The sequence below is a fragment of the Azospirillum sp. 11R-A genome, from assembly GCF_049472615.1.
Classification (GTDB): domain Bacteria; phylum Pseudomonadota; class Alphaproteobacteria; order Azospirillales; family Azospirillaceae; genus Azospirillum; species Azospirillum palustre.
In genome coordinates, this window is the sequence record NZ_JBCEBL010000002.1 from 164066 (window position 1) to 188916 (window position 24851).

Here is a 24851-nt window from a genome sequence, read left to right on the forward strand (position 1 = left end):
CGCCCTTACTCCGCCGCACGGGAATTGCCGTGAGCCTGCGCGGCATGGCCCTGAACACCATGGCCCGGCACCGCATGGGGGCGCGGCAGGGCATGGCGGTCGATGTCACGGCTCAGCAGGCGCAGCACGGCGGCCGACGCGTCGGTCAGCTGCGCCTTGTGCCCGCCGATGGCGCGGCTGCAGGCGTTGTAGACCACCACCGCCGGGATGGCGGCGACGAGGCCGATGGCGGTCGCCAGCAGCGCCTCGGCGATGCCCGGCGCGACGACGGCGAGGTTGGTGGTCTGCGCCTTCGAGATGCCGATGAAGCTGGTCATGATGCCCCACACCGTGCCGAACAGGCCGATGAAGGGACCGGTCGAGCCGATGGTGGCGAGGATGCCGGTGCCGCGCGCCATGCGCCGGCCGGCCGCCGCCTCGATCCGCTCCAGCCGCGAGGCGGCGCGGTCCATCAGGCCGTCGCGCGACGGCGCATCGGCCGACATGTGGGTCTCCGCCAGCACCGCGCGGACCAGCGCGCCGGCCGTGCCCTGGCTGAAGCCGACCCGCTCCGCCGCCTGCGACAGCGACCGCGCCTCCTCCAGCATCTCCAGCGCCGCCCGCGCCTTGCGCTTGGCCGAGGTGACTTCCGCCGTCTTGGCGATGGCAATGGTCCAGGTGACGACCGAGGCGAGCGCCAGACCGACCATCACCGCCTGCACCACCGGGCTGGCGGTGACGAACATGCCCCAGGGCGACAGGTCGTGCGGCAGCGACGCCAGCGCCGCCGCCGCGTCCGGCACGCCCTGGGCCACTCCCTGAGACATGCCCTGTGCCGCCCCTTGCGCCACACCCTGAGCCACCCCCGGCACGGCGGCGGGCGCGGCGGCCTCCTGCGCCTGGACGGCGCCGGCCATCAGTACCCCGGCGCCGGCAAGGACGGCGGCCAGGACAGGACGGTGGCGAAACGATGTCGGCATGGCGGTCCAACTCCCCCTCGGCGCGTGCTCCGCACGCGCACTGCAAAAAACCCGATGGCGCTCCGGAACAATGCCCCGAAGCGGATACCCCACCGCGGTTATAATGCGAATGAGTCGCACTCGCACTGAAAATCGACCGCGCCCAGCGGGGATTCAGTCGTTTTTTGTGGGAATTCGACACCGTCCGGCCGCAGTTTTATTGGCCTGACGAACCATCCCGGGGCAATAACCGCGCCTGCAACCAAGTGCGAATAAGTCTCACTACCATCGTTCCGGTCCTTTGTCGCGAAGAATCTCGACGCACCGCAACCTTCCGGCACTCCCGCCGGTTGAACCGCCCATGGAACAGCGTCAGGGAGACGGCCGATGACCCAGCTTTCGGTGGTGGAGGAGAAAGGCAGCTTCCGTCTGGTGGCCAGCGACGGCCGCTTCGCGGTGGTGGAGGCGCGGGCAGGCCAGGTGTTCGGCATGCCGGACGACTCCGGCGGCGGCCGCGACGGTGCCACGGACACCCCCGACGGCGTGGCGTCGGTCGCCCATTGGACCGGAGAGGACGAGGCCCGCGCCCTGATGCGCGACCTGTCGGAGCGCGGCGACCAACTGGCCCGCCGGCTCCGGTGATCCGGCGCAGCCTTGGCTGCGTACCGCGACGGCGAAACTGTGCGGGGCACGCGCCATGGACGGTACGGGCGGTGACATGGGCAAGGGTTCGGACGGCGGTCCGCAGGGCGTCACCTGGATCACCGGGGCCGGCAGCGGCATCGGCCGCGCTCTGGCGATCCACCTCGCCAATGCCGGGGCGCGGGTGGCGCTGTCCGCCCGCACCGTCGAGGATCTGACCGCCGCCGTTCAGATGGTGCCCGACCGGATGCGCATGTTCCCGCTCGACGTGACCGACCGCAAGGCGACCGCGGCCACCGTCGCCGCCATCGAAAGCGGGCTGGGCCCCATCGACCGGGCGGTGCTGAACGCCGGCACCCACAGCCCGATGTCGCTGGAGGATTTCTCCGCCGACACCGCCCGCCGGCTGATGGAGGTCAACTATATGGGCGTCGTTCATGGGCTGGAGGCGCTGCTGCCGCGGATGCGGGCGCGGGGGCGCGGGCAGCTGGCGGTGGTGGCCTCGGTCGCCGGCTACCGCGGCCTGCCGACGGCGGCGGCCTACGGCCCGACCAAGGCGGCGCTGATCAACCTGTGCGAATCGCTGAAGCCCGACTGCGACCGCGCCGGGATCAGGCTTCAGCTGGTCTGCCCCGGCTTCATCGACACGCCGCTGACCGCCCGCAACCGCTTCCCCATGCCGGACCTGATGCCGGTGGAGGATGCGGCACGGGAACTGGCCAACGGACTTGACGGCGATGGGTTCGAGATCGCCTTTCCCCGGCGCTTCACCCGCAAGCTGAAGCTGGCGCGCTGCCTGCCCTATCGGCTTTACTTCCCCCTGGTGCGCAAGGCGACGGGAGCATGACGGACGACGCCAGAAGCCAGGGGCTGGACGCCTGGGCACACTTCTTCGAACATCTGAGCCTCGACACGCTCGACCGGCTTGCCGCGCTGACGGTGCCGGAGGTGCGGTTCCGCGATCCCTTCAACGACGCCCGCGGGCGCGATGCGGTGCGCGCGGTGCTGGTCCACACGCTGAACGGCTGTCGCGACCTGCGCTTCACCGTCACCCACCGGCTGTTCGCTCCCGATCTGGCGATCCTGCGCTGGCGGTTCGAGGCGACGGTGACCGGCATCGGCCGCATGGACGTCATCGGCATCAGCGAGGTGCGACAGGCCGCCGACGGGCGGGTGGCCGAACACATCGACCATTGGGATTCCGGCGAGCATGTCTATCTGCGCCTGCCGCTGCTGGGCGCCCCGCTGCGCCTTATTCGGCGGCGGCTGGGCGCGTCTCCGCCGCGTTGACGGCGTCGGGCTGCGGCAGCCGGCCTTCGGGCAGGAAGAACAGGCTGACCGTGCCGATCCACAGGCCCCAGCGATAGACATTGGCGCGGTTGATCAGCGCATCGCCCGGTTGCAGCCACATCCAGTCGTCGAAGCGCACGCGCCAGCGGTCGCCGCCCACCTTCAGCGCCATCTCGTAGGTCCAGTTCAGCGCGTTGCCGGCCGACCGCCCGACCGCCGTGCCGATCACGTCGTCGGCCAGCCCCTCGTAATGGCCCTCCGCCGTCCTGGCGATGCGCCAGACCCGGCGCTCGGTCTCGCCGTCGGCATAGAGGAAGCGCTCGTCCAGCACCAGTTCCCGGCCGTCCCACTGCCCGTCGATGGTCACGGTGAAGCTGCGGCGCAGGGTGCCGAAGCGGTCCTCGAACACCCCCCAGGCATGGGTGCGCCCGGCGAAATACCGCTCGATCCGCAGTTCGGGCATGTTGGCGGCGAAATCCTCGATCTTCATCGCAAGGGTCCCCCGCTCACGGCTTGCGGAAACGCCAGAGCCCGACATCGATGGTCCCGGCGCGGAACCCGGCCTCGCAATAAGCGAGGTAATAATCCCACAGCCGGCGGAACCGCTCGTCGAAGCCCAGCGCCGCCACCTGCGGCCCGGCCTCCAGGAAGCGCCGCCGCCACTCGGCGCAGGTCCGGGCATAGGAAGCGCCGAAGGTCTCGACATGCTCCACCACCAGCCCGGCCCGCTCCGCCTCGGCCCGCAGGGCCGACGGGCAGGGCAGCAGGCCGCCGGGGAAGATGTGGCGCTGGATGAAGTCGCAGCGGCGGCGGTAGGACGGGAAACGCGCGTCGTCGATGGTGATCGCCTGCACCACCGCCGCCCCGCCGGACACCAGCCGGTCGCGCAGGGTGGCGAAATAGCGCGGCCAATGCTCCTCCCCCACTGCCTCGATCATCTCGATGGAGACGATGCGGTCGAAGCTGCCGCCGGCATCCCGGTAATCCGTCAGCCGCAGATCGACCCGATCCGCCAGCCCGGCGCGATCGACGCGGCCGCGGGCGAAGGCGAGCTGCTCCGCCGACAGGGTCAGCCCGGTGACCGAGGCGCCGAAGCGGCCGGCCAGATGCTCCGCCATGCCGCCCCAGCCGCAGCCGATCTCCAGCACCCGGTCGCCGGACCGGAGTTGCAACAGCTCGGCGACGCGGGCGATCTTGGCGTCCTGTGCGTCCTCCAGGCTCTGGCCCTCCCGCCCGTAGAGGGCGGAGGAATAGGTCATGCCGGGGTCGAGCCACAGGCGGTAGAAGTCGTTGCCCAAATCGTAATGGAAGGCGATGTTGCGGCGGCTGCCGCGGCGGGAATTGGCATGGCTGCGGTGGAAGAGCCGGTTGGCCAGCGCCGCCGCCGGGAGGCCCTTCAGCGCATTTCTCTTCGAAGCGCCGCCGAGTTCCCCCTCGTTGCGGATCGCCAGTTCGATCAGCGCCGGCAGGTCGCCGGTGCGCCACAGCCCGTCGCCATAGGCCTCCGCCATGCCGATACCGCCGCCCAGCAGCAGACGCCGCGCCGCCGCCCCGTCCAGCAGGGTCAGGTCGGCCCGCGGCCCCTGGGCTGGATCGCCGACGCCCATCGTCCGCCCGTCGGGCAGGCGCAGGGTCAGCTCGCCCCGGCGGATGCGGCCGGCCATCCTCGCCAGCCCGGCGGTCCACAAATCCCCTCCGGTCAGCAGCCGCAGCCATCGGGGCTGCCGTCGGAGCGTGCTTGCAGCGATGTCGGTAGCCATGTCGGTCATGGACGGAAAGCCTTCTCGGAAACAGTCGGGATCGCGCTTTTCACGATTGTGACGGGGTTGGCGGGGGCCGGCGGGCGCGGGCGGATCGCCAGCCCCATGCGCCACAGATGCAGCGCCTCCCAATGGATGCCGGCCACCACCTTGGCGGTCATCAGCGGATGGCGGGCCCAGGCGCGCAGGATGGCGCCGTCGGTCAGCTCCACCCGCCGGGCGGTCAGTGTGGCGTGCAGCACCGGCCCCTCGGCATCGGTCTGGCGGATCGACACCGCCATCGGCTCCCCGGCCAGCCCGCCGGGCGGACGGATGCGGAAGTGATAGGCGGTCTCCATATCCATGAAGGGCGAGACGTAGAAGCCCTTGTCGCAGCGCTGGCGCACCAGCCCGTCCGGTCCGGCCGCCGCCGGGATCAGGTAGGCGTGGCGCTGCCCGAAGGTGTTGGACACCTCGTGGATGATGGCGGCGAGCGTCCCGTCGCGGCGGTGGCAGAACCAGACGCAGAGCGGGTTGAAGACGAAGCCCAGCACCCGCGGGAAACAGAGCAGCCGGACCGGCCCGCCCCCCTCGATCCCGGCGGCGGCGAGCTGGCCCTCGGCCCAGCCCTTAAGGTCCTGGCTCATCCCGCCCAGCGGCCCGAAATCGCGGTCGCGGAAGCCGAGCAGTCCGAAACGATTGTGGGCGAACAGCCGCAGGTCGCGGTCAAGCCGGGGAAGCTCGTCCAGATCGGCCAGCAGGCTGAACACCCGGTAGGACAGCCGGTGCCGCACCGGCTTCACCCGGTGGTGCATCACGCTGCCGACATAGAGGCCGGAGGCGAAGGGCCGCACCTCCATCACACCGCCTCCAGCGCGGCGGCACGGGCGCCCGGCACCGGTCCCACATGGATGCGGCCGGACGGGTTCGCCACCGTCCAGGGCCGGGGCAGGCCGCCCAGAGCCTCCGCCACCGCAAGTCCGGCCTGCGCGCCGTCCTCGTGGAAGCCGGCGCCGAAATAGGAGCCGGCGAACCAGGTCCGCCGCTGCCCTTGCAGGCTCCACAGCTGTTTCTGCGCCGCCAGCGCCGCCATCCCGAAGATGGGGTGGTCGTAAAGGACGCTGCGCAGGATGCTGCCCTCGCGCGGCGGGCGCACCGGGTTCAGCGTGACGAACAGGTCGCGCTCCCGGGGCAGGAAGCCTTGCAGGCGGTTCATCCAGTAGCTGACGCAGACGGCGTCGCGCCCATTGTCGCCCTGCTCGGCCAGATAATTCCAGCTCGACCACACCGCCCGGCGCTTCGGCATCAGGGAGGCGTCGCTGTGCAGGATGGCAAGGTTGCGCTCATAGCCGAAGGCTCCCAGCAGCCGGCATTCCTCCCCGTCCGCATCCTCCAGCAGGGCCAGCGCCTGATCGGCATGGGTGGCGATCACCGCATGGTCGTGGGCGCGCACCGCACCGCGGCGGTCGCGCACCAGGACACGGCCCCCCTCGCGGACGATGCCCTCCACCGCACAGTTCAGGCGCAGGGCGCCGGGCATGTCGGCCAGGATGCGGTCCACATAGCTGCGGCTGCCGCCCTCCACCGTGCGCCAGACGGGCCGGCCCTTGATCTTCAGCAGGCCGTGGTTGTCGCAGAAGCGGAGGAAGGCGGCGGCGGGATGGTCGCGCATCGCGACGGCCGGGGTCGACCAGATCGCGGCGGCCATGGGCAGCAGGTGGTCGCGGACGAAGGCGTCGGAATAGCCGCCGCGGTCCAGCACCTCGCCCAGCGTCAGCGTCTCCGCCGCCGGGCCCTTCTGCAACTCCGCCAGCAGCCCCGGCGCCTCGCGGTAGAAGCGCATCAGGTCGGCCAGCATCCGCCAGAAGCGCGGCCGCAGCAGGTTGCGCTTCTGCGCGAACAGGGTGGCGAGCGAGCTGCCGGCATATTCCACCCGCCCGCCGTCCAGCGAGGCGGAAAAGCTCATGTCCGTCGCCCGCGTTGCCACGCCCAGATGGTCGAACAGCGCCACCAGATTGGGATAGCAGGGCTCGTTGTAGACGATGAAGCCGGTGTCGACCGGACCGGCGCCGTCCGCCTCCACCGTGTTGGCGTGGCCGCCCGGCCGGTCCTCCTTCTCGTAGAGGGTGACGCGGTGCGACTTCGACAGCAGCCACGCCGCCGACAGTCCGGCGATGCCGGCGCCGATGACGGCGATGTCGAGCGGGGCCGGCGGGCTGGTCTCGGGCGGTGAATGCGGCATGGGGTGGCCCTCTTTGGGGGGACTTGGCGGTAATCGGCCAGGGTTTCGACGATGGTTTCGACGATGTCCGGGGCCGCACTCTATCCGGATTGGGTAGGCTCGGCTTGTGATCGGGATACGGAGGCGGATCGCGGTTGGATCATCGCCACGCCCGCGCTTTCCCGCCACCCGGCCGGATGAACAAAAAGACAAGGGGCGGCAGTGATCCGAAGCGCAGGCGTCGGCGTAAACCCAGCATGATCGCCCCCCTCGCCACTCTTCTGACGCACACCGCCGGAGCGGACCGGGCCAAGCCGGATATGGCCAAACCGGACCGGGCAAAAGCCGGGCTGGCGGCACGCGGCTGCGACGATCCGGCGGCAGCCCGGCTGTCCGCCGATCTGGTCGCGGTGGCGGCGGGGGACCGTCAGGCCTTCGCCCGGCTGTTCGCCCATTTCGCCCCGCGGGTGAAGGCGTACATGCTGAAGCTGGGCATGCCGGCGCAGCGGGCGGAGGATCTGGCGCAGGACACCATGCTGTCGGTGTGGCGCAAGGCCCAGCTCTACGATCCGGCGAAGGCGGAGGCCGCCACCTGGGTCTTCACCATCGCGCGCAACCTGCGCATCGATGCGCTGCGCCGTGAACGGCATCCGGAGGTGTCCGACGACGAGCTGCTGGAGCATGAGGACGACCGCCCGCCCGCCGACGAGCTGCTGGACGGCGACCGCCGTGCCCGCCGCCTGCGCGGTGCGCTGGCAGCGCTGACGCCGGAACAGGCGGAAGTGGTTCGGCTGTCCTTCTTCGCCGACCTTGCACATCCGGCCATCGCCGAACGGCTGGACGTGCCGCTGGGCACAGTGAAATCGCGCCTGCGTCTGGCCATGGCCAAGATCCGCAAGGCGTTGGGAGACGACGACCGATGACCGCCAATCACCCCGATGCCGCCCCGGCCCTCCTGCCGAACCACCATCCCAGCGATGCGTTGCTGGTGGCCTACGGTGCCGGCAGCCTGGGAGAGGGGCTGTCGCTGGCCGTGGCGGTCCATCTCGCCCATTGCCCCGACTGCCGCGCCACCCTGGCGGAGGTGGAGGCGCTGGGCGGCGCCCTGCTGGAGGATCTGCCGCCGGCCCCGCTGGAGAGCCTGTCGCTGGCCGCCACTCTGGACCGGCTGGACCGGGAGGAGGCGCCGGCCAATCCCTGCAAGGCCCTGCGCCTCAAGCCGCAGTGGAGCAAGCCGAAAGCCGCCTTCGCGCCGCAACCGGCGACGGGTTTGCCCCGTCCGCTGCGGGCCTATGTCCCCGCTCTGAACGGCCTGTCCTGGCAGCGTCTGGCCCCCGGCGTGCGGCGGGTGGAACTGCTGCCGCGTACGGCGTCCGGCGGCGCGGCGCAGCTTCTGCGCATCGCGCCCGGCACCGCCCTGCCCCACCACGGCCATGGCGGGCTGGAGCTGACCGTGGTGCTGAGCGGCCATTTCGCCGATGAACTCGGCCGCTATGGACCCGGCGATCTGGCGGAGGTCGATGGCGACACCAACCACCAGCCCATCGCCGACAGCCACCGCGACTGCGTCTGCCTGATCGCGACCGACGCGCCGCTGCGCTTCACCGGCCTGATGGGCCGGCTGATGCAGCCCTTCATCGGGCTGTAGCGGCAGCTCACCCGGCGTCACGCAACGGCGGCCATCGGCGTCAGGCCGTGGGTCAGGCGCTCCACCTCGCGCTCGAACGCCTCCCGGTCGGCGTCGGACAGATCGAACTTCACGTGCAGCCGGCCGCGCTCGCTGGACTTGACCCGCGCCGTGAGCGGCCGGGACACCCCGTCGATGCGAAGGGTCACCATCCCGCCGGTGGCATGCCCGCCGGTGACTTGGTCGGGAGCGCCGGTCAGCATGGCGCCGCCCGCCGACAGGTTGGCGACGACTGCACGCACCGGGCCGGCGCCGGCGACCTCCAGACCGCAACCCATCGACACGGCGAAACGCGGGCGCTGGCGGCGGTCGACATCGCTGGTGGCGGTTCGCACCACGCGGATGAGCACGTTGCGCAGGGCGTCGATGCCGCCGGCGACGTCGTCCGCCACCGCCCGCACCTCGCCGGCGCGGTTCTGGGTGGAGTCGGCCTCGGCGGAAACGCGGCCGATGCGCAGCGACACCTCCTTCGCCGCGTCGCTGGTCTGGCTGACCGAGCGGGCAATCTCCTGGGTCGCCGCCGCCTGCTCCTCCACCGCGGCGGCGATGGAGGAGGAAATCCCGGCCACCTCGTCGATGGTTTCCGCCACCTCGCCGACGACGCCGACGGCCGATGCGGTCACCGACTCCACCTCCGCGATCAGCGAGCCGATCTCCTCGGTGGACCGCGCGGTCTGGCTGGCGAGGTTCTTCACCTCGTTCGCCACCACGGCGAAGCCCCGCCCGGCATCGCCGGCCCGCGCCGCCTCGATGGTGGCGTTCAGGGCCAGCAGGTTGGTCTGGCTGGCGATGTCGCCGATCAGCCGGGCGACGGCGCCGATGCGCTCGACCGACACCGACAGCCGCTCGATGGTGGAGCGGGCCAGCCCCGCCCGCTCCACCGCGCGGCCGGTGACCTGGGTGGCGGTCGATACCTGCATGCCGATGTCGCCGATGGAGGCCGACAGCTCCTCCGTCGCGGCGGCGACGGTCTCGGCGTTGCTCAACGCCTGCTGGGCGGCGGCGGCGACATTCTGGGCGTTGTCGCTGACCTGCACCGCCGATTCCGCCATGGCGCCGGCATTGCCGCTCATGCGGCTGGTCCGTTCGGCGACATGATCGACGGCGACGCGGGTCTCGCGCTCCACCTTCTCGGCCATCGCCTCCAGCGCCTGGCGCCGCTCCTCCTCGCCCCGGCGGCGGGTCTCCTCCTGGGCAAGGCGCAGCCGGGCATTCTCCCGCGCGCCCTGCTGGAAGACGCGGACGGTGTCGGCCATGTGGCCGATCTCGTCCCGGCGCTCGTTCAGGCCGACCTCGACGTCCAGGCTGCCGCCGGCCAGCGCCACCATGGCGCGGCGCAGCCGCTCCAGCGGACGGATCATCGCCGCCTCCAGGAAGACGACGCAGGCCGAGGCCATCAGCAGGATGACCAGCCCGGCGCCGATCAGGGTCCAGCGCAGCCCGTCGGCCGCCTCCCGCACCGCCCCGATGCCGCCGGTCAGCTCCTTCAGCCGGTCGGCGCTGAGGGCGACGACGCTGGCGCCCAGCGCCTCCATGCTGTCGCCCATGGCGTCGGCGACGCTGTCGAACTCGCTCATGATCCGGTTGCCGGCCTCCGGCCCGCCGTCGATATAGGCCTGCGCCATGCGCCGCCCCATCTCGTAATAGGGACCGAAGGCCTTGCGGGCGCGTCCGATCTCGTCGACCACCTGGGGCAGGGTCAGCGCCTGCGCCAGTTCGGTGGCCCTGGCGCTGTGCTCCTCGAACCGGCGGGCATAGTCGGCGGCCTTTTCCGGACCGTCGTTCATGCCGTCCAGCCCGCGGGTGGCGGACACGTCGGTCAGCCACTGCTGCGTCTGCACCACGTCGAACCGGATTTCCCCGACCAGCGAAACCAGGGGGATGACGCTGCCGACGAGGTCATGCGTGTCGTGCTGCACCTCCGACAGATGGTCGGTCTGCCGGTTCATGTCGCGCATGGTGAGAACCGAGGACAGGCCGACCGCGGCGAAGACGAACACCGCGACCGCCACGACCTTCGCCCGGATCGAGATGGCGTGGAGAATATTGCCGGCAGGCATCATGATTAAGGACTTTGCTCGTTAAGAGTACGAATGATCGTCAAAGAGAGATACTGCACACTCTAGACTATCCACATCATTCGGTCATCGAAAATACTTTTTGCCGGATGCATATCCGACGCGGATATGCCTCTCTTCTTGAGAAACTCTATGAAATCTCTTCGGAAATAAAGCAACGGCCGGCAGAGCTTTCGTTGCGTCAGGCCGTTTCCTGCTCCATCGCGGCATCGTCCGCCGGCTGGAACCGGGACGCCAGGGCGTCCAGCGTGGCCTCGGCGACACCCTCCAGCGCTTCGCAGTGCGGGTCTCCGGCCGTCCAGCCGCCATGGTCGAGCGCCCGCTGCTCCAGCAGCGAAGCCAGGCGGCTCAGGCGCACGGCGCCGATGTTGGCGGCCGTTCCCTTCAGGGTGTGGGCGATGCGGACCGGCGGCACGGCGCGCCCCTCCCGCCCGGCCGCGGCGCGGATGGCGGCCACGCTGTCGCTCACCGTCCGACGGAAGGCGACCACCGTCTGCGCCCAGGCCTCCTCGCCGATCACCGCGCGCAGCGACGAGGCCTGCCCGTCGTCCAGCAGCGGCACCGCGCGCCAGGCCTCCGCTTCGGACGGGGCGGGCGACGGGGTTGCCGGGGACGCGGATGCCAGGGGCGCCCGCGGCGGCAGGCCGGAGTCCCCCCATGTCCCGCCGGCCGCCCGCGACGCAGCCACCGAGGCCAGCACGTCGAACAGGTCGGCCGACACGATGGGCTTGGTCAGATAGGCGGTCATGCCGGCGGCGAGATATTCGGCGCGGTGGCCCGGCATGACGTTGCCGGTCAGCGCCACGATGGGCAGGCGGGCAGCCTCACCCGGCATGGTGCGGATGTGCCGGGTCGCGGTGACCCCGTCCATCACCGGCATCTGCACGTCCATCAGGACGAGGTCGAAACCGCCCTCATCCACCAGACGCACCGCCTGCAAGCCGTCCTCCACCGCGGTCACGCGATGGCCGGCGCGGCGCAGCATGGTGACGACGATGTCGCGGTTGATCTCGTTGTCCTCGGCGACCAGGACATGCAGGCCGGCCGGCTGCGCGGTTCCGCCCGCCACCCCGTCCCCTGCCGCCGGCACCGGTTCCGGAGCGCAGGGCACGGTCAGCACCCCCGCCGACGGATCGGCGGCGGGTTCGCAGCGGACGGTGAACCAGAAGGTGCTGCCCTTGCCCTCGGTGCTGACCACGCCGATGCGCCCGCCCATCAGCGTCACCAGCTCCCGGCTGATCGCCAGCCCCAGCCCGGTGCCGCCGAAGCGCCGGGTGGTGGAACTGTCGGCCTGGGTGAAGCGGCGGAACAGGGTCTGCTGCACATTCTCCGGAATGCCGATTCCGGTGTCGACCACCTCGAACCGCAGGAAGAAGCCGCCATCTGCCGCCAGCGCCGCCGCTCCCTTTCCGGCCCCCTCCAGCGCGACCCGCACGGACACGCCGCCCCGGTTGGTGAATTTCAGCGCGTTGCCGACCAGATTGACCAGCACCTGCCGGATGCGGCGCAGGTCGGCCCGCACCCGGTCGGGCACGGCGGACGCCACCTCCCGCGTCAGGATCAGGCCGCGGCCGCAGGCGGTCGGCTCCAGCAGGTCGATGCTGTCGCCCAGCACGGCGCGCAGCTCGAAATCGACCGGCTCGACCTCCGCCTTGCCGGCCTCCAGCTTGGACAGGTCGAGGATGTCGTCGATGATCTGCAACAGCGCGTTGCCCGACCGGTTGGCGACGTCCAGAAGCTGGCGCTGTTCCTCGTTCAGGTTCGGCCCCTCGACCAGGGCGAGCGCTCCCAGCACCCCGTTCATCGGCGTGCGGATCTCGTGGCTCATGGTCGCCAGGAACTCGCCCTTGGCGCGGTTGGCCTGATCGGCGGCCTCCTTGGCGCGGCGCAGGCTGGCCTCGATCTCGCGCTGGGCGGTGACGTCGCGGAGCGCGCCGGTGACGTACCGGCGGTCGCCCTCGCGCCAGCCGGCCAGGGTCACCTCCAGCGGAAACTCGCTGCCGTCCTTGCGGCGGCCGGTCAGTTCCCGGATCTCCGAGCGCGGCGCGGAGGCATCGCTCTCGCGGTAGGTGGCCAGCAGCCCGTCATGGACGGCGCCCATCGCGGTCGGCATCAGCCGGGTCATCGGTCCGCCGACCATGTCGGCCGCGCGGTAGCCGAACAGCCGTTCCGCCGCACGGTTGAAGGCATCGATGGTGCCATGCTCGTCGATGGTGACGATCGGCTGGCCGACCGCCTCGAACATGGCGCGGTAGCGCGCCTCGCTGGAGGCCAGCCGGTTGGCGGCCAGCTCCCGCTCGGTGATGTCGGTGGCCGAGCCGCGATAGCCGCGGAACTCCCCGCTCTCCTCGAAGATCGGACGGCCGCTGACGCTGAAATAGCGCAAGCCCGCCGCCGTCATCACCCGGTAGCGGAAGTTCCGGAACGGCTCCCGCCGCTCCATCGCCTGACGGTGCTGCTCCCACTTGGGCGCATCCCCCGGTTCGCGCAGCGCGACATCCTCCCGCCTGAGGCCGATGGGCAGCGTGCCGTTGACGACATGCGGAACCAGCGGCCCGGCCAGATTGGAGAAGCGCAGGTCGGCGTCCATCTCCCAGAACCAGTCGGACGCCGTTTCCGCCTGATCGCGGAACCGCTCCTCGCTCTGGGCCAGCTGGCGGGCCAATGCGGCGAGCCGCGCCGTCTGCCGCGTCGCCAGCAGGGCCAGCCCGATCAGCCCGGCGCTGCACGCCGCCGCCGCCAGCAGATAGACCCGCTGCCGCCGCCGCGTGTCGGCCAGGAAGGAGCCCTCGTCGAACGCCGTGGTGACGATCAGCGGATAGGAGGCCAGGGTGCGGAAGGATTGCAGGCGCGGAATCCCGTCGATCACGCTGGCGGTGCGCACGAAGCCGCTGGGCCGGAGGCGCGCCATCTGCAGGGTCGGCGATTCGCCGACGTCGCGCCCGACGATGCGGTCGTTCATCAGCGAGCGGGCGCGCAGGATACCGTCGGTGCCGACGATCGCCACCGCCCCGTTGGGGCCGACATCCAGCTCCTCCAGCGAACGGCTGAAATAGAAGGGGTCCATCGACGCGACCAGCACCCCGGCGAAGCTGCCGTCGCTGTTGCTGATGCGCCGCGTCAGCTGGATCGACCATTTGCCGGAGGCGCGGCCGAACACCGGCTTCCCGATGAACAGGCCGGCGGCCGGGTTGTTGGCATGGACGCGGAAATGCTCGCGGTCGGCCAGATGGATGCGGACCGGCGCATCCTCGACGCTGGTGTGGATGAGGTCGCCATGCTCGTCGATCACCGCCAGCTGGACCAGGATGCTCGAACGCTCCACCGCCTGCCGCAGCATCTGGGTGATGCCGTGGGTCCAGTTGTCGCCATGCTCGTGGTAATCGTCGATCAGGAACAGCAGGATCTGGTCGGCCTCGGCGATGGTTCGGGTCGCCTGCTCGGCGACCACGCGGGCAAGGTTGCCGCTGTCGCGCTCGGCCCGCGCCATCGCCTCGGCATCGTCGTAATGGGCCAGCGTCAGGGCCGCCGCCCACAGTCCGGCGGCGATCACCAGGGTCGCCGTCCAGATGGCGGCGATGAAGCCTTGCAGATGAAGGCGTCCACGCATCAGCGCCGCCCTCCGGCCAGCCCGTCCCCGCTTTCCTCCCCGCCGCCCGTCCGGCTGCCGCCGGCGGCGAGCGCCGCCACCCCGCGCGCCAGCCGCGGCAGATCGACCGGCAGCGGCAGCAGAAGGTCGGCCGGTCCGCCGGCCTCGACATGAAGCGGGACGGCGCCAGCCCCCGGAAACTCCGCGCCGGCCGCGCCGTAGAGCACGCAGAGCAGGTCCGGCCGCAGCGCCTTCAGGCGGCCGGCCAGCGCAAGGCCGGCGGGAAGCGCGCTCAGCCCCGGACCGATGACCACCGCATCGAAGAAGCCCGGCTCGTCGGCGACGACGTCCAGCGCATCGCGGAGGTCGTCGCAGACCGACACCTCGAATCCCTGCCGTTCCAGTCCGGTCTGGAACCGGTCTCCGGACGCCGGGTCGGCATCGACGACCAGAACCTTGCAGGCCGGCGCGGAACTGCGCGGCGCCGGACCCGGCACCTGCCGGGGCGGCAGCGGCGGTGCCTGCTGCGGCTGCTGTGGCGGCGCGTTCTCCGGTTGCGGTGTCGCCACCTTGGCGGTGCGGAGCGGCGCCGGGGCGCCGGGAATGTGCAGCCGCACCGCCGTCCCTTCCACCGGGTGGGTCAGCAGGCTCAACCCGCCGTCATGGAGCCGCGCGGTCAGCAGGGCTGCCGGCCAGGAGGCGCCCTCCTCCCGCTCCGACTGGCCGCGGCGGTAGCAGGCGCGGGCGGACAGCAGCGGGTCGACCAGCATGGACAGCACGTCGTCGGCCAGCGGCGGACCGTCGACCCGCAGTTCGAACAGGATGTGCGGTCCGCAGCGCGGCGTCAGGAGCGGCCGGACGGTCCAGCCGGCGGCGTCCCGATCCGGATCGTCCTGATCCGCAACCGGTTCCGATCCCAACCCCGCCCCAAACTGCGCCCCAAACTGCGCTGGAACCGAGGCACGCAGGCAAAGCCGGGCATCGCCGGCCCGGCCGGAGGTGGCGAGGATCTCCGCCGCCAGACCCGCCAGGGTCCGCGCCAGCAGGACGGCGTTGCAGACCGGATCGGGCACGCCGGGATCGTGGCGGACGGCCAGACTGCCCGGCTGCACCGGAACGGTCCGCAGCAGTGCAGCCGCCTCGTCCAGAATGCCGGCGGCCCGCTCGGGTTTCAGCGGGACCGGCTCCATCCTTGCGGCCGACACCAGCCTGCGCAGGCCGGGACCGACGCGGGTCACCGCCGTCAGGACACGGCTGGCATAGTCGGCCTGGGGCGAGTCCGCGGGCAGGTCGCTGACCAGGAAGTCGGCATAGCCCGAGACCGCGCCCAGCGCATTGTTCATGTCGTGGACGATGGCGCAGGCAAGCTCGGCACGGACGTCCATCGCCGCCAGCTGCTGGCTGCGCAGCCGCTCCGCAGCCTGCCTGTCCCTTTGGCGCAACGCCTCTTCCAGCGCGGCGATGCGGACGGTGGCCCCGGCGGCCATGTCGGGGGCCGGCCGCTCCGGCGGCGTCGCCGGGCCAGGGAAGGGGACGGGGGACGGGACGGAAAACGGCGTGGATTCCGCCACCTTGTCGCGCGCGGCCTTGCGGCGCCCGGCATTCCAGGCCGACAGCAGCGTCAGCCCGGCCGCCGCAGCGCAGCCGGCAGCCATCAGCGGAAGCGCCAGGGGCGCCGCCTCGCGCAGTGGGTCGAGCGCGGACAGCAGAAGCACCGCGGCACCGCACAGCGCCGAGATGGCGGGCGCCGCGATGGAGGGCGCACCGGCGGCAGGTACGGCGGCGGGCGCGGCGCGGACCGTTTGCGGAGCGGGCATAGAATGGTCGGATGGGCTCATCGGCGACTCGGAATACGGCCCCATTTTGCGGCCCTGTAGCGGTTACGCCCATCTCTGCCGCACCGGACGAAGGCGTGTGACGAGAGGAGGTGACCATACCAGAACGGCCGGCCTCCCGCTGCTGGGACCAGCCCTATGCGGCAAGCGGTCTTCCCGGCGCGCCTGCCGGAGTCAGGATGACGCTTCGTTCAGGCTGCGCGACAAGAGGCCGGCCTGCTGGGCGCGGCGCACGGCGTCGGTACGGTTGCGGGCCCCCAGCTTGCGCAGGATGCGGCGGGTGTGCAGCTTGACCGTCACCTCCTGAAGGCTGAGGTGACGCCCGATCTCCTTGTTGGTCGCCCCGGTGGCGAGCATCGACAGCACCTGCTGCTCCCGGTCGGTCAGGGGCGAGGACGGTGCCCCCTCCCCGTCCAGCGGCGCTCCGTCGGCCTCCTCCGCCTCGTCGATGTCGAGCGACAGGTCGGTCATGTGCAGCAGGTCGAGCGCCACGCATTTCGGCACGAAGCTGCCGCCTTCGGCCACCAGGCGCAGGGCCTGGGCCAGGATGCGGCGCGGCGTCGTCTTCGGCAGGAAGGCTTCGGCGCCGCAGCGCAGCACCTCCAGGGCGGTCAGCGCATCCTCCGCCCCCGTCACCACGGCGACCGGCCCCTGGACCCCCGCCTGACGAAGCACGGCGATCGGATTGCCTCCCTCCGCACCGGGCATCCGCCAGTCGAGCACGATCAGGTCATAGCGGAAAAGCATGGCGGGGCTGCCGTCGGCCGATGCCGGCGCCGTAGGCAATTCCAGAAGCGAGCCGATGCAGCCGATTTCCGCATCCGGCCAAGCCTGACGGACCGACAGCTCCAAGGCGTCCCGGAACAAGGGATGGTCGTCCGCCACCAGGATCTTCATCAACCAGCCTCCGCCACCCTCGGCAACCATTCATCCCATAGTATCAAGATTTTCTGTTATACTGGCCGAAATCTTAAGTTTTCGTGGCTTCCGTACATTTCACGCCAGTCATAATTGCATGACGGTCATACTTCCCCGCCTCCACCCGGTACCGCATCTTCATGGATGCGGGATAATATCCCCACTATCCCATTTCCCGTCTCCGCTATCCCAGACACAGCGGGTGCGCGCGCCGGTAGCCGGTTATGGTGACGCTTAGCGATTTCTCTCCAGCGCGGCCCGACGGTCACGCGGCGGATCACGGAAGCGGCAACCATGGAAATGACCCTCTTCGAGCTGCGGGGCCTGCCCACCCCCTCCCCGACCACCGAATCCGCCGCGTCCATCCTGCTGGTCGACGACGACCCCGACTTCCGCGGGATGGTGCGCATCGCCTTCCAGCGGGCCGGCTACACCGTGCACGAGGCCGAGAACGGAAACGCGGCACTGGCCATCATGGAACGGCATGCGGTGGATCTGGTGGTGACGGACATCATCATGCCGGAGGCCGACGGGTACGAGATCATCCTGCGGCTGAAGGCACAACAGTCGCGCCCGCCCCTGATCGCGGTGACCGGCGGCAGCGTGCGCCTGCGGATGGAGCTGCCGGGAATGGCCCGCCTGCTGGGGGCCGAGGCGGCCTTCGAAAAGCCGGTCGACCTGAAGGCCCTGCTGGCCGAGGTCGGCCGCCTGCTCGCCGCCCGCAAGGACAGCGGCCGGGAAGGCGACGCCGTAAGATGAACATCCTCATTGTCGACGACGACCGCACCAATCTGTTCATCATGGCCGCCATCGTCCGCCGCCTGGACGATGCGGAGCCGGTGACCATGGAAAGCCCGCTGGAGGCCGTCGAATGGCTGCGCGGGAACGAGCCGGACCTGATCCTGCTGGACCAGATGATGCCGGACATGGACGGCATCGAGCTGCTGCGCCACATCCGCGACGATGCGCGGCTGGACACCGTGCCGGTGGTGATGATCACCGCCAACACGGCGGTCGACATCCGCGTGCGGGCGCTCGACGAGGGCTGCAGCGATTTCCTGACCAAGCCGGTGGTCGTGCCGGAGGTGCAGGCGCGCCTGCGCAACCTGCTGGCCCTGCGCCACAGCCGCGCCCTGCTGCGCGACCGCGCCGCCCTGCTGGCTGCGGAGGTCGAGCGGGTGACCGCCGCCCTCCAGCGCCAGGGGGAGGAACTGGTCACCCGCCTGTCGCGCGCCGCCGAATACCGCGATCCGGAGACCGGCGCCCACATCGAGCGGATGGCGCTCTATTCGAAACTGGTCGCCGAAGCGGCCGGCTGCGGCGGCGCCTTCGCCCAGGAGCTGATGAAGGCAGCGCCGATGCACGACATCGGCAAGATCGCCATCCCGGACATGATCCTGCTGAAGCCGGGACGCCTGTCGCCGGAAGAGATGACGGTGATGCGGCAGCACGCCGCCATCGGCCACCGCATCCTGGCGGACAGCCCCATCCCGCTGCTGCGGCTGGCGGCGGAGATCGCGCTCAGCCATCACGAGAAGTTCGACGGCAGCGGCTATCCCAACGGTCTGGCCGGGCCGGACATCCCGCTGTCCGGCCGCATCGTCGCCATCGCCGATGTGTTCGACGCCCTGACCTCCACCCGCCCCTACAAGCGGTCCTGGAAGCTGGAGGAGGCACGCGCCTACATGGTGGAGAACCGCGGCGGCCATTTCGACCCGGCGCTGCTGGACGCCTTCCTGTCGCGCTGGGAGGACGTGTGCAGGATTCACCACGAGAACGCCGAAGACTTGTCCGAACTCGTTCCCGAAGCGATTCATCACTGAAGAGGCGCGGCTGACAGGACGTGCCTGAACGGGCGCGAGGGCCGGTGAGGCCCTCGTTTCACGACCCGCCCTTGATCCAACCTGCCCTCAGTTCACGATCCGCCAGGTCCCGTCGGACTGGAGGCAGGCGGTGCCGTAGACCGGTTGCGGCCGGCCGCCGACCATGGCGCTGCTCTGGTATTCGCGGCATTGCTGGCCGCTTCGCGAATAATAGACCGGTCCGGCCGGATCGGCGCCGATGGTGCCCGGCGGCGGTGCATAATATTGCACCGGCGGCGGCGCGTAGACGACCGGCGGCGGCGCGTAATACTGCACCACCGGCGGCGGGGGCGCGTAATAGCGGTACGGATGGTAATAGCCATAGGCCGGGAAAATCGGTCCGACGCCGATGCCGACCGATACCGACGTGCGCGCCTGTGCCGCACCCGGAACGGACATCACGGCAGCTGCGGCGGCAACCGCCAGCATCGCAGCACCCAGGGCGACCGCCCTCCGCACCGTCTTCATCTTTGTCTCCCGGCCTCTATCTCCCGGCACGCGGAAACCGTCCCGCCGGCCGCCTGAGATATGGCGCCATCATACACCGGTCCCGCGGCGCATCACAGAGGCTGCGCGCGGAGGCCGTATGCAGGACTGTCAGATGTCGAGCGGCAGATTGTCCGGGTCGAAGCCCAGCTGCTCCACGATGGCGCGGGCGAGCGGAATGCTGGTCTCGAACCGCCATTCGGCCATGCCGGGACGGTATTCCGACACGTTGGGGCGGCCATTGGCGAAGCGGCGCGGATGCAGCTCGTACCAATAGATGTCGTTGAGGCCGACACCCTGTTCCTTCGCATAGGCCTCGGCGATGCGGGGCCAATCGTTCACGGCCGGCTGGGGCACCCCGGCCGCTTTGGCGATGTCGGTCTGTTCCAGGAAGGCGACGATGCGCTTCCCCTCGCGCTCGAAATCGGCGACCCGGATGGTGACGGGCTGCTTTCCTTCACGCTGATAGGTCCACTCGCGGTTCTTTTCGACCAAGGCCTTATCCACGGCAAATGCTCCGGTTCACTCCTGCAAAGGCTAACCGACAGGCCCGCCTTAATCCAACTGTTCCGTTGCCTTTCCCGAACGGGCACGAGCCTTTGGCCCCTGCGCCGCCGGTCATGGCGGATCAAAGGTTACCAAAGCACGCCGCTTTTTCTTTGTACACGGGAATTGTGACGCCCGGCCTCCGCCGGGCGCCCCTCCTCCCTTCCGCTCATTGCCCTCCGGCCAATCCCCTCCCCGGTTGCTCCCCTCAATATCCCAGCGTCATGCCGTCCGGATTGCGCGGGTCGGAAAAGCCGTACAGACCGTCCTCGCGCAGCTGGATGGTCTGGGTGCGGCCCATCGTCGGTTTCACCGCCACCTTGTGGCCCATCTGCTCCAGCAGGCGGACGGTGTCGGGGCTGAGGCCCTTCTCCACCCGCAGCTCGTCGGGGGTCCACTGGTGATGGACGCGCGGCAGGGCGGCGGCCTCGGCCGGGTTCATGCCGAAATCGATGTGGTCGATCACCGTCTCCATGGTGGTGGTGATGATGCGGCTACCGCCGGGGCTGCCGGTGACCAGCCAGGGCTTGCCGTCCTTCAGCACGATGGTCGGCGACATCGAACTCAGCGGCCGCTTGTAGGGCTGAACGGCGTTGGCGTCGCCGCCGACCAGACCGAAGGCGTTGGGCACGCCCGGCTTGGCCGAGAAATCGTCCATCTCGTTGTTCAGCAGGATGCCGGTGCCCTCGGCAACGATGCCGCTGCCGAAATTGAGGTTCAGCGTGTAGGTGGTGCTGACGACGTTGCCCTGGTTGTCGGCCACCGAGAAATGGGTGGTCTGGTCGCTCTCGTAGGGCGCCGGCTTGCCGGGCTTGATGCTGCCGGCCGGGGTCGCCTTCTCGGGATCGATCTTTGCCGCCAGCTCGTCGGCGTATTTGCGCGAGGTCAGGCCCTTCACCGGCACCTTGGTGAAGTCGGGATCGCCCAGATATTCGGAGCGGTCGGCATAGGCCAGCTTCATCGCCTCCGCCATCAGGTGGATCGACCGGGCGCTGTCGGGGCCGTACTCCTTCAGCGGCCAGCGTTCCAGGATGTTCAGCATCTGGATGATGTGCGTCCCGCCGGAGCTGGGCGGCGGCATCGACTTGACGGTGTAGCCGCGGTAGCTGCCGCTGACCGGCTCGCGCTCCACCACCTTGTAGGCCTTCAGGTCGTCCTTGGTGATGTAGCCGCCGTGGCGAGACATTTCGGCCGCGATCCTGTCGGCGATGGCGCCCTCGTAGAAGGCCTTCGGCCCCTGCTGGGCGATCGTCTCCAGCGAGTTGGCGAGGTCGGCGTTGGCCAGCGTCTCGCCGGCGGTCAGCGGGCGGTTGTCCTTGAAGAAGATGGCGCGGGTGGCGTCCCAGGCGGCCAGATGGTCGCGCTCGACCTCCAGCAGCCCGGCGAGCTGCGGGGTGACGGTGTGCCCCTCGCGCGCCAGCTTGATCGCCGGGGCCAGCACGTCGGCCAGCGTCATCGTGCCATATTTTTCCAGCGCATGGGCCAGCCCGGCGACGGTGCCGGGAATGCCGACCGCCAGATGGGTGTAGAGCGAGCGGTCGGGGACCACCTTGCCCTGCTGGTCCAGATACATGTCGCGGAAGGCCTTGGCCGGCGCCATCTCGCGGAAGTCGATGGCGACGTCCTTGCCGCTCTTGGCGTCATGCACGACCATGAAGCCGCCGCCGCCGATGTTGCCGGCATTGGGCAGCACCACCGCCAGGGCGAAGCCGACGGCCACCGCCGCATCGACCGCGTTGCCGCCGCGCTTGAGGATGTCGATGCCGATCTCGGTCGCCAGCCGGTGCTCGGAGGCCACCATCCCGTTCTGGCTGCGGACGGGATAGAAAATGTTGTAGCCGAGGTCGTAGCGGACCGAAGCCGATGCCAGGGCTGGGGCCGTTGCCGGTGCCGGGGTCGCGGCAGTCTGGGCGGGCGCCGGCACCGGCAGCACCAGGGCGGAGCCGACGCAGAGCGCCGCCACCGCCGCAATGGTGGACCGGGATCGGAAGGCAGGGAACCACATGCGGTGAAACTCCTGAGCGGGACGTCAGGTCGGGGGCTGCTGCCCGGGCCCCGCAGGATGTCACACCCGCGGTCCCCGGTCTTCACCCCGTCGCTGGCCTGCCCAACAATTCACCATCAGGGTTAATTGCGTCACACATTCCCGTGACTGGGCTGCTTCATCCGGTGAAGGGATGGACGCGTCGCGGTGCGGATCAGTAGGTTTCCGCCATGCGCGAATGGTCGACGGCCTGCGACTCGCCATAGGAGCCGCCATGGCCCAGCCGGTCCTGGTGGTCGCCGGACAGGCGGTCCTTGAGCGGGCAATGGCCGCTCATGCCGCGGGCGACCAGCGCGGCGCCGACCAGACCCATGATGGCGCCGGGAATGCTGGCGCCCTTGCGCAGGCCGCCCGCCGCGACGGCAAGGCCGAGACCGGTCGAGACGATGCGCTCGCCCATGCCGAGGTTGGTGTGACCTTCGAAGACGCTGTCGTAGGCGTCGCGGATCGTGGATTGGGCGTTCATGGCTTCTCCGGGGTCTGGAATGGGGTGGGATCGCCCTTCCAACGCCGCCACTCCCCCGATGTTCCCCAAGAGGTCTTCCCGAAGCGCCGCCCTGTCCTCACCCCTCGACCGACGCCATGTCGCGGATGGAACGGACCAGCCGCGACGGTTCGATGGGCTTGGACAGCACGGTCAGCGACATCTCGCGCGCCGCGGCGGTGGAGGTCAGATCCTCGGCATAGCCGGTGACCATCAGGATCGGCGTCTCGTCCTGGCGCGCGCGCAGGGTGCGGGCCATCTCCAGCCCGGTCATCCCCGGCATCATGTGGTCGGTGACGATCACGTCGGGCCGGAACCCATGGTCGAGCAGGGACAGCGCCGCCGCCGCATCGGCCGCCTCGCGCACCGCGAAGCCGGCCTGGGCCAGATAGCCGGCGGTGGCGGAGCGCACCAGCTCCTCGTCGTCCACCAGCAGGATGGCGCAGCCGGCGCCGACCGGCACCGTTTCCGCCACCTTCGCCCTCGCCGGCGGCGGAGGAGGCGGCGGTGCCGCGGCCACCTCCGCCGCCTGCTCGGCGCGCGGCAGATAGAGCGTCACCGTGGTGCCCAGCCCCGGCCAGCTGTCCAGTTCCACCCCGCCGCCGGACTGGGTCGCCAGCCCATGCACCATGCTGAGACCGAGCCCGGTGCCGCGCCCGACCTCCTTGGTGGTGAAGAAGGGCTCGAAGGCGCGGGCGGCGACCTCGGCGGCCATGCCGGTGCCGGTGTCACGCACCCGCAGAACCACATAGTCGCCGGCCGCCAGCCCCTCCACCTGCACCGGCAGCGGACCGGCCCCCGGCAACCGGCTGCCAATCGCCGGATCGCCGGCCGCCGGGCCGGCCACCGTCCGGTTGCCGGCCAGGATCCACAGCGTGCCGCCGCCGGGCATGGCATCGCGGGCGTTCAGCGCCAGGTTCAGCAGCGCCATTTCCAGCTGGGTCGGGTCGATCATCGCCGGCCACAGGCCGGGCGCCACCTCCGTCTCGATCCGCACCGACTGGCCCAGCGTGCGGCCGAGCAGGCGGCTGGTCCGCTCCACCAGTGTCGCGACATCGACCGGGACCGGGCGAAGCTGCTGCCGGCGCGAGAAGGCCAGCAGATGCTGGGTCAGGGTGGCGCCCCGCTCGACCGCCTGCAAGGCCAGCCGGGCCGGGCCGGCGATGCGCTCGTCCTCGGTGCGGCTGTCGATGACATGCAGGTTGATGCCGATGGCCTGGAGCAGGTTGTTGAAATCATGGGCGACGCCGCCGGTCAGCTGGCCGATCGCCTCCATCTTCTGGCTCTGGCGCAGCGCATGTTCGGCCTGCTCCCGTCCCTCCACGGCGCGGCGGGCGGCGTCCATCGCCCGCGTCGCCGCCTCGTAGGCGCTGAACTGGCGGGCCAGCGCCCACAGCGACAGCAGCAGCGCCGCGATGCCGACGGCGCTTGCCGCACCGATGGTCCAGGCCTGGATCCGCCATTTGTCCAGCACGGCATCCAGCCTGCGCGTCACGTTGACGACCAGCGGATAGTCCGCCAGCGCCCGCGTCGCCACCAGACGGGCGCCGTCGTTCAGCCCGCCGGAGGAGAAATAGACGCCGGACTTGGCGCGCTCCAGCACCTTCAGGAAGTGGCGCTGGCCCAGCGGCCGGCCGATGTCCGGCAGCACCGGATGGCGGGCCAGCAGGATGCCGTCACGGCGCCACAGGCTGATGCTGCCGTCGCCATCGGGCTGCAACGCCTTATAGATCCTCTGGAAATAGCTCAGCTCGATGGCGCCCAGCACCAGCCCGACGAAGCTGCCGTCCCGGCCGCTGATGCGGCGGGCCAGATAGACCGTCCAGCTGCCGTTGCCGCGGTTCTGCACCGGTTCGCTGATGTAGGGGGCGGTGGTGTCATGATCGCGCAGATAGGCGAAGTAATCCCGGTCGGCCACGTTGACCGGCGGGATCGGGTAATAACGCGAGAAGTTGATCAGGTGCCCGTCGGCCGCGATCATCGTCACCGCATCCAGCTGCGGCAGGCCGGTGATGCGCGCCCGCAGCATCTGGTGGGTGTCGCGCCCGCCCATCCGGCGGATATACTCCTCCGGCGTGTCGATCCCGTCCGACTTCAGCTGCTCGATGATGGTGGTCAGCACCAGATCGACGCTCTGCGTCGCGCTGGCCGTCTGCTCCGCCAGCGACAGGTTCAGGGTGGACAGTTCGCGCTCCGCCCCCTCCATCTCGCGGTCGCGCATGCTGTCGATGTATTGGACCGTCGCCGCCAGCAGCACGGCGACCGACAGCCCGCCGATCAGCAGCAGGACGCGCAGGGGCCGGCTGGCGCGCAGATGGGCCTGCCAGTGCCTGATCGGCGGAATCGGCATTCCACCGTTCGGCATTCCACCATTCGGTTGCGCAGTCCTATCGGAGGAGATCAAGGCTTGCCTATGGTTTAGGGACGCAACTATCGACCGGAATGATCCGGACGCCATAGCGCCGCGTCAAGCTCATCGAGTTCAATAGGAC

21 protein-coding genes are annotated in these 24851 nt (G+C 70.3%); 7 read left to right on the forward strand and 14 right to left on the reverse strand.

Translation table 11 applies throughout. The annotated features are described in order from the left end of the window. Window positions 1-5: 5 nt before the first annotated feature. Complete coding sequence (exbB, locus tag VH569_RS04410) at window positions 6-959, reverse strand: tonB-system energizer ExbB (protein ID WP_423314301.1); 954 nt, start codon at window positions 957-959, stop codon at window positions 6-8. A 366-nt stretch (window positions 960-1325) separates the two neighbouring features. On the opposite strand from exbB, the gene VH569_RS04415 reads away from it, so the two are divergent. The 3 genes from VH569_RS04415 to VH569_RS04425 are packed head-to-tail and all read left to right on the forward strand — an operon-like array spanning window position 1326 to window position 2870. Continuing rightward, complete coding sequence (locus VH569_RS04415) at window positions 1326-1580, forward strand: hypothetical protein (RefSeq protein ID WP_423314302.1); 255 nt, start codon at window positions 1326-1328, stop codon at window positions 1578-1580. A gap of 55 nt (window positions 1581-1635) precedes the next feature. Next, window positions 1636-2427 (forward strand): SDR family NAD(P)-dependent oxidoreductase, encoded by a 792-nt coding sequence (locus VH569_RS04420; RefSeq protein ID WP_423314303.1) that lies wholly within the window; start codon window positions 1636-1638, stop codon window positions 2425-2427. Beyond that, window positions 2424-2870 (forward strand): nuclear transport factor 2 family protein, encoded by a 447-nt coding sequence (locus VH569_RS04425; protein ID WP_423314304.1) that lies wholly within the window; start codon window positions 2424-2426, stop codon window positions 2868-2870. Before VH569_RS04420 ends, VH569_RS04425 begins: the two co-directional genes overlap by 4 nt. Here VH569_RS04425 and VH569_RS04430 read toward each other — a convergent pair. From VH569_RS04430 to VH569_RS04445, 4 genes are read right to left on the reverse strand one after another with little or no spacing between them, the layout of a single operon-like run. Then, window positions 2833-3360, reverse strand: coding sequence for a DUF3833 domain-containing protein (locus tag VH569_RS04430; protein WP_423314305.1), 528 nt, complete (start codon window positions 3358-3360; stop codon window positions 2833-2835). The genes VH569_RS04425 and VH569_RS04430 overlap by 38 nt on opposite strands. A 16-nt stretch (window positions 3361-3376) precedes the next feature. After that, window positions 3377-4639, reverse strand: coding sequence for a class I SAM-dependent methyltransferase (locus VH569_RS04435; protein WP_423314306.1), 1263 nt, complete (start codon window positions 4637-4639; stop codon window positions 3377-3379). After that, the gene (locus tag VH569_RS04440; protein ID WP_423314307.1) at window positions 4636-5469 is read right to left on the reverse strand and encodes a DUF1365 domain-containing protein; all 834 of its coding nucleotides are present in this window, start codon (window positions 5467-5469) and stop codon (window positions 4636-4638) included. Before VH569_RS04440 ends, VH569_RS04435 begins: the two co-directional genes overlap by 4 nt. Continuing rightward, window positions 5469-6851, reverse strand: a complete 1383-nt coding sequence (locus VH569_RS04445; protein WP_423314308.1) for an NAD(P)/FAD-dependent oxidoreductase — start codon at window positions 6849-6851, stop codon at window positions 5469-5471. The genes VH569_RS04440 and VH569_RS04445 overlap by 1 nt, the downstream gene beginning before the upstream one ends. A gap of 236 nt (window positions 6852-7087) precedes the next feature. Here VH569_RS04445 and VH569_RS04450 point away from each other — a divergent pair, with 236 nt between their 5' ends. Beyond that, window positions 7088-7753, forward strand: coding sequence for a sigma-70 family RNA polymerase sigma factor (locus VH569_RS04450; RefSeq protein WP_423314309.1), 666 nt, complete (start codon window positions 7088-7090; stop codon window positions 7751-7753). Then, window positions 7750-8478, forward strand: coding sequence for a ChrR family anti-sigma-E factor (locus tag VH569_RS04455; protein WP_423314310.1), 729 nt, complete (start codon window positions 7750-7752; stop codon window positions 8476-8478). The genes VH569_RS04450 and VH569_RS04455 overlap by 4 nt, the downstream gene beginning before the upstream one ends. A gap of 17 nt (window positions 8479-8495) precedes the next feature. Here VH569_RS04455 and VH569_RS04460 read toward each other — a convergent pair whose 3' ends face one another. The 4 genes from VH569_RS04460 to VH569_RS04475 all read right to left on the reverse strand — a co-directional run bounded on the left by VH569_RS04460 (window position 8496) and on the right by VH569_RS04475 (window position 16916). Continuing rightward, window positions 8496-10580 (reverse strand): methyl-accepting chemotaxis protein, encoded by a 2085-nt coding sequence (locus VH569_RS04460; protein ID WP_423314311.1) that lies wholly within the window; start codon window positions 10578-10580, stop codon window positions 8496-8498. A 196-nt stretch (window positions 10581-10776) separates the two neighbouring features. Then, a complete protein-coding gene (locus VH569_RS04465; RefSeq protein WP_423314312.1) occupies window positions 10777-14205 on the reverse strand; it encodes a PAS domain S-box protein in 3429 nt (1142 codons plus the stop codon). Continuing rightward, a complete protein-coding gene (locus VH569_RS04470; RefSeq protein WP_423314313.1) occupies window positions 14205-16001 on the reverse strand; it encodes a hypothetical protein in 1797 nt (598 codons plus the stop codon). Before VH569_RS04470 ends, VH569_RS04465 begins: the two co-directional genes overlap by 1 nt. 192 nt (window positions 16002-16193) lie before the next feature. After that, window positions 16194-16916 carry a LuxR C-terminal-related transcriptional regulator gene (locus VH569_RS04475; protein ID WP_423314314.1) on the reverse strand — a complete coding sequence of 241 codons (723 nt, stop codon included), beginning with the start codon at window positions 16914-16916 and terminating at the stop codon, window positions 16194-16196. Window positions 16917-17231: 315 nt separating this feature from the next. On the opposite strand from VH569_RS04475, the gene VH569_RS04480 reads away from it, so the two are divergent. Beyond that, window positions 17232-17696 carry a response regulator gene (locus VH569_RS04480; RefSeq protein ID WP_423314315.1) on the forward strand — a complete coding sequence of 155 codons (465 nt, stop codon included), beginning with the start codon at window positions 17232-17234 and terminating at the stop codon, window positions 17694-17696. Continuing rightward, on the forward strand, window positions 17693-18760 hold the full coding sequence (locus VH569_RS04485; RefSeq protein WP_423314316.1) for an HD domain-containing phosphohydrolase: 1068 nt from the start codon (window positions 17693-17695) through the stop codon (window positions 18758-18760). The genes VH569_RS04480 and VH569_RS04485 overlap by 4 nt, the downstream gene beginning before the upstream one ends. An 87-nt stretch (window positions 18761-18847) precedes the next feature. Here the strand turns inward: VH569_RS04485 and VH569_RS04490 are convergent, their stop codons facing one another. The 5 genes from VH569_RS04490 to VH569_RS04510 form a co-directional block, all read right to left on the reverse strand. After that, window positions 18848-19267, reverse strand: coding sequence for a hypothetical protein (locus VH569_RS04490; RefSeq protein ID WP_395457381.1), 420 nt, complete (start codon window positions 19265-19267; stop codon window positions 18848-18850). A 129-nt stretch (window positions 19268-19396) separates the two neighbouring features. Continuing rightward, window positions 19397-19792, reverse strand: a complete 396-nt coding sequence (locus VH569_RS04495) for a hypothetical protein (protein WP_098735968.1) — start codon at window positions 19790-19792, stop codon at window positions 19397-19399. 247 nt (window positions 19793-20039) lie between these two features. Further along, window positions 20040-21836, reverse strand: coding sequence for a gamma-glutamyltransferase (gene ggt / locus VH569_RS04500; protein WP_423314317.1), 1797 nt, complete (start codon window positions 21834-21836; stop codon window positions 20040-20042). Window positions 21837-22029: 193 nt separating this feature from the next. Further along, entirely contained in the window at window positions 22030-22341 is a 312-nt protein-coding gene (locus tag VH569_RS04505) for a YgaP family membrane protein (RefSeq protein ID WP_109096410.1), read from the reverse strand. Window positions 22342-22438: 97 nt separating this feature from the next. After that, window positions 22439-24709 carry a response regulator gene (locus tag VH569_RS04510; RefSeq protein WP_423314318.1) on the reverse strand — a complete coding sequence of 757 codons (2271 nt, stop codon included), beginning with the start codon at window positions 24707-24709 and terminating at the stop codon, window positions 22439-22441. Window positions 24710-24851: the final 142 nt, after the last annotated feature.